At 50.3% G+C, this 7,716-nt stretch carries 6 protein-coding genes; all 6 read right to left on the bottom strand.

Annotated elements, in window-relative coordinates:
* Positions 1-192 precede the first annotated feature (192 nt).
* The 6 genes from mutL to B4C70_RS00710 all read right to left on the bottom strand — a co-directional run bounded on the left by mutL (position 193) and on the right by B4C70_RS00710 (position 7,665).
* Positions 193-2,025, bottom strand: coding sequence for a DNA mismatch repair endonuclease MutL (gene mutL, locus B4C70_RS00735; protein WP_290776317.1), 1,833 nt, complete (start codon positions 2,023-2,025; stop codon positions 193-195).
* 10 nt (positions 2,026-2,035) lie between these two features.
* Positions 2,036-4,567, bottom strand: coding sequence for a DNA mismatch repair protein MutS (mutS, locus tag B4C70_RS00730; protein ID WP_290776315.1), 2,532 nt, complete (start codon positions 4,565-4,567; stop codon positions 2,036-2,038).
* A 62-nt stretch (positions 4,568-4,629) separates the two neighbouring features.
* Complete coding sequence (locus tag B4C70_RS00725; RefSeq protein ID WP_023467714.1) at positions 4,630-5,067, bottom strand: RicAFT regulatory complex protein RicA family protein; 438 nt, start codon at positions 5,065-5,067, stop codon at positions 4,630-4,632.
* A gap of 112 nt (positions 5,068-5,179) precedes the next feature.
* Positions 5,180-6,007, bottom strand: a complete 828-nt coding sequence (locus B4C70_RS00720; protein WP_290776313.1) for a DNA-3-methyladenine glycosylase family protein — start codon at positions 6,005-6,007, stop codon at positions 5,180-5,182.
* Positions 6,004-7,272 (bottom strand): DUF445 domain-containing protein, encoded by a 1,269-nt coding sequence (locus B4C70_RS00715; RefSeq protein ID WP_290776311.1) that lies wholly within the window; start codon positions 7,270-7,272, stop codon positions 6,004-6,006. The genes B4C70_RS00720 and B4C70_RS00715 overlap by 4 nt, the downstream gene beginning before the upstream one ends.
* Positions 7,273-7,377: 105 nt before the next feature.
* On the bottom strand, positions 7,378-7,665 hold the full coding sequence (locus B4C70_RS00710) for a hypothetical protein (protein WP_029341204.1): 288 nt from the start codon (positions 7,663-7,665) through the stop codon (positions 7,378-7,380).
* Between the last annotated feature and the right edge of the window lie 51 nt (positions 7,666-7,716).

Below are 7,716 nucleotides of genomic sequence, written 5' to 3'. Positions count from 1 at the left end.
GAGACACAAGCCAGTTTTCCTGCTTTATACAAGCAGGAAAGCTGGTCTTGTTTGTCTCTGAAGCGCATAAATGCGCTTTTTCCTGTAGGAGTTGCGTATGACGCGTCATTCTTTGTAGAAACTAACTTTTGAGTCAGCTCCCTTTTCTATAATCTGAGACGACACCTGAATGGGATCGACTCCTCTTCTTGATCACATGACCCGTTTGAATAACTTCTCGAGTTCATACGTCGTCCATTCAATGATGACCGGACGTCCGTGTGGACACGTGAACGGCATCTCTGTCTTCGCTAAATCATCAATCAACCGACGCATCATCTCATCGTTCAACGGATGATTCGCCTTGATCGATTTCTTACATGCCATCATGATGGCGGCATCTTCCCGATACGTCTCAAGATCGATTTTCCGTTTCATCAATGCCTCATCGAGTAATTCTTGAATCGTCTCTTCCTGTCGATGGGACGGGAACCACGTCGGAACTTCTCGGACGATGAAGCTTTGTGGACCGAACGCTTCGAATTCAATGCCGACGTCTTTTAGTAACGGAAGGATTTCCTCCATTCGTTTCATGTCATCTGACGAGATTTCAAACGTATATGGTAAGAGCAATTGCTGCCGTTGCTCTGGTGGTCGACCGAACATGACTTTATACGTCTCGTATTTGATCCGTTCCTGAGCCGCATGTTGATCAATCATATACATCCCGTCTTCTCCGGCACAGACGATATAGGACGAATGAAGTTGTCCGATGACGTCGAGGTGTGGAAAGCGCGGACGCGCGTGAGATTCTTCCATCGGTTCGACAACGTCCTGCTTGACCGGTGCGATGGGCTCGAATAGATCATCCTCGTTACTAAACGGCAATGGTTTCTCTACAAAGGGTCGATCGTCCTCTTGCGGTTTTTTCGGAATCGGATAATTCCAGACTGCTCGCGATGACGTCTCCTCGACCGGTTCCGCGACGTAAGAAAAATCGAGTTTCTCTTGACTACTCGGATCCTTTTTCGGTTTCGGTGGCGTCACCTTCGGAATCAACGTCTCTCGGCTGAGCGTCATCTTGATTGTCTCTTGAATCAACTGACAGAGCTCCATCTCTTTTGAAAGACGAACTTCCCGTTTCGCCGGGTGGACGTTGACGTCAATCAGGAGTGGATCCATCGTCACCTCAATGACCGCAATCGGATACCGTCCAATCGGTAAGAGCGTATGGTAACCGTTCAAGACCGCTTGCGTCAGGGCGAAGTTTTTGACCGAACGTCCATTAAGAATCAACGTGATGTAATTCTTCGAGGCACGGGTCACTTCCGGTTTGACGAGATGACACGTCAATTGATAATCGGCATTCGCTCCCTTAGCGACCAACGTCCCTTGGATCGTTTGATGACCGTAGACACTCGCCAGTGCTTGCCGGACGTCTCCTGATCCGTTCGTCTGGATCAACGTCTTCCCTTCATGGGTTGCTCGAAGTTTGACGTCTGGATGAGCGAACGCCATCCGGTTCAGCACGTCCGTGATTGCGGCAAGCTCCGTATGTGTAGTCTTCAAGTATTTCAAACGAGCCGGTGTATTGAAGAAGAGATGCTCGACCGTCAATTCCGTTCCCCGGTTCATTGCTGCTGGTGTCCGCTTTACGACCGTCCCGTACTCAAGCGTCACTTGAATTCCTTCTGCGTCCTCGCGTTTCGTCTTCAACGTCACTTTACTAACGGATGCGATCGAGGCAAGTGCCTCTCCGCGAAAACCAAGTGTCTTGATTCGGAACAAGTCATGCTCGTCCTTAATCTTACTCGTCGCATGACGAACGAAAGCCAGTTCGGCGTCATCCGGGTAAAACCCATGTCCGTTGTCGCGGATCGTCATCCGTTTCATTCCGGCTTCTTCGAGTTCGACATCGATTTGGGTCGCACCGGCATCAAGTGCATTCTCAACCAGTTCCTTGACGACCGATGCCGGTCGTTCGACGACTTCTCCCGCCGCGATTCGGTTCGCTAAACTATCGGATAATTCACGAATGATTCCCACTGCATTCTCCTCACTTTCTCGCTTCAGCTTGTAGACGGTATAGCGTATTCAGTGCCTCGAGTGGCGTCATATTAATTAAATCAAGACTAGCCATCGTCTCTCGCAGAGGATCCGCTTCTGAGAACAGACTGAGTTGATCAATCGGCTCCTCCTGAACAAGGGCTTTTACAGGTGCTGCGACCGGAACAGGCTCAGCCTGCTCGAACTCGGACAAGAGGACTTGCGCCCGCTCAATCAGACTATCTGGTAAATCAGCTAGACGCGCGACATGGATTCCGTAAGATTGATCGGCTTTTCCGTCGCGTACTTCATGCAAGAAGACGACGCGTCCCTCTTGTTCGACGGCGCGGACATGAACGTTCGCTAATCGATCAATCGATTCTTCGAGCACTGTCAATTCATGATAATGCGTCGAAAATAGCGTCTTTGCCCCGACGTGCCGGGCGATGTGTTCAACGATCGCTTGTGCGAGTGCCATCCCGTCGTACGTCGAGGTCCCGCGACCGATTTCATCTAGCAGGATCAACGACCGGTCCGTCGCGCGCGTCAACGCTTCTTGTGTCTCGACCATCTCGACCATGAATGTCGACTGTCCACTGACAAGGTCATCTGCCGCCCCGATCCGCGTGAAGATTTGATCGAAGATCGGCAGTTCCGCTTGAGCAGCTGGTACGAACGAGCCGATTTGATGCAATAAGGCAATCAAGGCGAACTGTCGCATATAGGTCGATTTACCGGACATGTTCGGTCCAGTGATCAACAGCATCTCGCGTCCTTCGTTTAAGGTGATCCCGTTCGCAACATATTCGCCGCGCGGTAAGACAGTCTCGATGACCGGGTGACGCCCTTGCTGAATATCAACCGTTCGTCCCGTCGTCGTGATTGGTCGGACATAGTCGTGTGTTTCGGCAATCTCAGCCAGTGCGACGAGGACGTCGAGTTCCGCAATCCGGCGACTGACGCGTTGTAAGCTTTCGATATGTCCTTTGACTTCATCGCGCACTCCACAGAAGAGATCGTACTCGAGCGTGACACTCTTCTCTTCCGCACCAAGGATCAACGCTTCTTTTTCCTTCAATTCCGGTGTGATATAACGCTCAGCATTAGCGAGTGTCTGCTTCCGTTCATACCGTCCTTCCGGTAACAGTTTGGCATTTGCACGCGAGACCTCGATGTAATAGCCGAAGACACGGTTGTAACCGATCTTCAACGTTTTGATGCCGGTTGCTGCTCGTTCATTTGCTTCAAGCGTCGCTAACCACGTCTTACCGTCTTTTGAAGCAACAAGTAACTCGTCGAGGTCTGGTGAATAACCGGACTTGATCATGCCGCCCTCTCTCGTTGAGATCGGTGGGGCTTCAACGAACGCACGATCGAGTAGATCGCTCAATTCGTCGTGTGGATCAAGTCCGAGACTAAGTTGACCGAGACGTTCGCTCATCATCTCTTCAAGTGCTGATTGAATACGGGGAATCAATCGCAACGTCGACTTCAATTGAACGAGATTACGCGCTGACGCTGTTCCGTAACCGACTTTTGCGACGAGTCGCTCAAGATCATAGACTTCCCGTAACGTATCTTTTAATTGCTGACGCTCGAAATAGTGCTGCAACAGTTCCTCGACAGCGTCGAGCCGTTCCGTGATGACGCGCTCCGATAACAACGGTTTTTCCAGCCAGCGTTTCAGCATCCGTCCACCCATCGCTGTACCTGTCACGTCAAGTAGACCAAGCAACGAACCCTTTTTGTCTCCTGTCCGTGCCGAGCGGACGAGCTCAAGATTCTTGACCGTATTCGGTTCGAGTTGCATGAAATCGCTCGCTTCGTAGACAATGGCCGGTTGCAGATGTGTCAACGCTCGTTTTTGTGTATCGTGCATGTAGGCATAGAGGACCGCAAAGGCTTCCGCTTGGGCTGTATCAATCGCGCGATCGCCATGTGGATGTGTCTCGCGTCGTGAACTGCGCGTCAGCGGGATCCGTAAGGACGCAAGTGCCGTCTCATGTTCCTCTGTCGTGACGATGATTTCCCGTGGCAAGATAATGCTTAATTCTTTGATTACACCATCGAGTGTCGCAACGCTTGTCAAGGCACTCTCACCCGTCGAGACATCTCCTCTGGCAATCCCAAAGCGACCGTCCTGTTCAACGACTGCAACTAAGTAACGATTTTCTTTTTCCGTTAAAGCGGACATCAACGTTCCCGGTGTGATGACTTGGATAACTTCGCGTTTGACAAGTCCTTTCGTCAACTTTGGATCCTCGACTTGATCACAAAGCGCCACTTTATACCCACGCTCGATCAACTGTTCGATGTAGCCGTTCGCTGCGTGATGGGGTACGCCACACATCGGAATCGGATGCTCCGCGTTTTTACCGTTTTTCACCGTCAACGTCAACTCCAGTTCATGGGCGACCTTTTTGGCATCCTCAAAGAATAATTCATAAAAATCACCGAGCCGATAAAACAAGAAAGCGTCCGGATAGTCCGCCTTGATCGAGAAGTATTGTTTCATCATCGGTGTGTTGTGTACTGCTTCCATTCTTCCACCTCATTCGTCGAAAAAGCCGACGGATGTCCGTCGGCTTTTCGTTCATTTCGTGATTAGTAGCCGCAACCGCCGCTTTTGTTTTCTGCTTCCATGCCGCTACCTGTCTTACCTGCAAGAACATCTCCGTCCGTCGCTTCGATGATTTGATCCGTAATCCCGTTCGAGATCGTCACCGTGATGTATTGGAGAAGTCCGTTGACTTCTTCTTGCGTTTCTTGGAACTGTTGGACGACAGGCATCTCATCGAGCTCAGCGAACAATTTATCGAGCTTCGCTTCGACACGTGCGAGTGCTTCTGTTTTGCCGTAATGCTGGCAGTTGACTGCCTCTTTTTGAAGGAACTTGATTTGTTTCATCATCTTTTGGACTTTTTCATTCCCATTGATGTTGGCTTCTGCCGCTTTGAATCGTTCTACTTCCGGTGTCTCTGAAATCATTTTGGCGATTTCATTGGCTTTTTCGATGATTTGTTCATCTGTATACATCCACATTCGTCCCCTCTATCGTTAGCGAACACGTCGCTTCCCTTAGCATTTCTGAACGATTCCTCGTTCTATCGCATTCATTATACCGTTCTGACGATAGAGTGACAAGAATAGTTCCTTATTCAATCGAACGCCATAATAGATAGGCGGCGTGACTGCGGACAGGGGCAAATTCCTCCGCCAGTCGCGTCGCTTCTTCCACCGTCGGTCGGTAACCGAGCAACCGTTCGAAAGCCCGTAAAATCCCGATGTCCGATGCCGGAAACAAATCCGGACGACCGTACCCGAACATCAGGACGTTTTGGACCGTCCATGGTCCAACGCCTTTCAGTGCAATCAACGTCTCAGCGATTTCTGCGTCGGTCGCTGACGTCAATGCATCATAATCAATCGCTGCTGTTGCTACCCCGAGTAGATAATCGACTTTACGTCCTGATAGTTGCAGAGCGAGCAAGTCCTCGCGACGCGCTGCCGCTAGTTGGCGCGGTGTCGGCGGTAGGATGATTCCATCCTTGACCGTTCCGAATGTCCGAAAGACACGTTCCGTCAACGTATGCGCAAACGACAGATTGATTTGTTGATGGATGATCGAACGAATCAAGGCCGTGAACGGTGAATGATCAAGAACGAGCCGTTCGTCGCCGAACTGTTCGACGATCGCATGTAACGACGTCGTCTTGAGATGCTGCGCAGGATTCGGCTCACTGAGTCGAAAGCGCCGATTGAGTTGCGTCAGCACCGCTGCTTGCGGTCCTGAACCGTCAATCCGTAACGTATAACCGTCGATGGCTTCCATCATCGTGATATATGCCTGATCGTTGATGAAGACCGGAACGACGAGTCGCCCATCCTGTTCGATTTGTAACGGGTCTTCCGTCAAACGAGATACGATTCCTTTAAAATCCAATGCTTCCGACAACGTCAGATCATATGTCCACCGGCTCATCCGACGAACACCTTGATCGCACCGAGAATCAAACCGATGATGAATCCACACAATGCCCCGTTGACCCGAATCCACTGCAAGTCACTGCCGACCTTATCCTCGATCATATGAATCAGTGTCTCGGTATCGAACCGATTTAAGTTCTCGCGCACGAGTCCGCCGATTTTTTTGTGATTTTGTTCGACGAAACGCACGAGTTGCTCCTTCATCCACTGATCACTGCTATCCTTGAACGTCGGATGCTGTTCCCAGTCGTCTAAAGCGCGCGAAAGCATCGGCATCGCCCGTTCCGTCCAGAAAGCGTCTGACGTCAAATAGCGTTCGAGCTCGATCAGACCAGCGTCATAGGCACGTTCAATGACCGGAACGAAGTCAAACCGGTCGACCTCACTTGCCTTCCAAGCATCGATTTTCGCGAGACGCTCTTCATCAATCGACAACTGTGCCAGGTTACGACGCAGATGATCGAGAATCGCGAGTCGATTTGGATGATGGACGTGTCGCATATCTTGAATGACCGTCAACAAGACGCCTTGAATGACCAGACTGAGTTTTTCTTCCGAATAGACTTTTTGGACGGTTCGCGCCGTCACCCGCAAAAACGTATTCTTTTCTTGGTCAATCATTGCCGTATAAGCAAGGCGGCCGATCTGATCGCGAATGATCGGATCTTCGAGAAGACGTTGGCCGTAATCGAGTAACTGATCCATCAGCCACTCGTCGAGTCGACGTTCCTCATTCAACTCCATCGCCCGGACCGCCAGCCGTTTGGACGGATACGCTTTGATCGTCTCCGTCACCCGTGTATTCGCAAACTCAAGAATTGCCTCTTTCGGTAGTTTCCGAATCAAACCCATCAACAGCTCGGTGACGGTTGCTCGAAAGGCAGGTAAGACCAGAATCGAACGTAAAATTTTGATGACACGATCTGCAAGCGTCATATGTTGCAGCTTCGCAACGATACTTTCTTTGTTCAGTAAATCCGTCTCGAGCATATGAACAATCGATTCGATGACCCGTTCCCGATTTTTCGGCAATAGGTTCGTATGGGGAATCTTTAATCCAAGCGGGTGACGAAACAGCGCCGTGATCGCGAACCAGTCGGCAATCCCACCGACGAGTCCGGCTTCAAAACCACTCTGGAGCCAAAAGACCCACGCATTTTCTTTAAATGGCAATGAGACGACGAATCCGACCGCCATGAAAATCAACGAAACGGTTGCAAGCCGCCGTGTCGATGTTTTAGGTTGTTCAAATGATGACACATCGTTTCCTCCTTCAACTGAGTCACTTATCTACCTTACGAACGGGACAAGGATTAGGTTTCGACACGAAAGAGCCCCAGTCATCGACTGGGACTCCCTATGTACTTAAAACGTGTATTCACCAAAACGGTCGCCATCCCATGTCGCGGTTGCCGTTGAGACAAAATAGACCAGTCCGTTGCCGAATGTATTTTCCATTAATGAAACGAGTTGTTGACCATTCGTCTGCTCGACGAACGCTAATCGGACTTCTTCTTTCCCTTGATAAATCCGTTCGTAGACACTTAAACCGCGTGCATTGAGAAACGTACGCGCCGACTCGAATTGAATCGGACCGACTTCAGGTCGTCGTTCCTGAATGAACGACTGACATTTTTGTTCGAATGTCTCCATGGTTCTTCACTCCTTCTCTCTTTTTGTTCATGGATATCATGTTCCCGACTC

This window comes from Exiguobacterium sp. UBA5002 (assembly GCF_002396765.1).
Lineage (GTDB): Bacteria > Bacillota > Bacilli > Exiguobacteriales > Exiguobacteriaceae > Exiguobacterium_A.
Note: the sequence above shows the minus strand (reverse complement) of the source record. Positions and strands in the feature narration are given on the sequence as shown.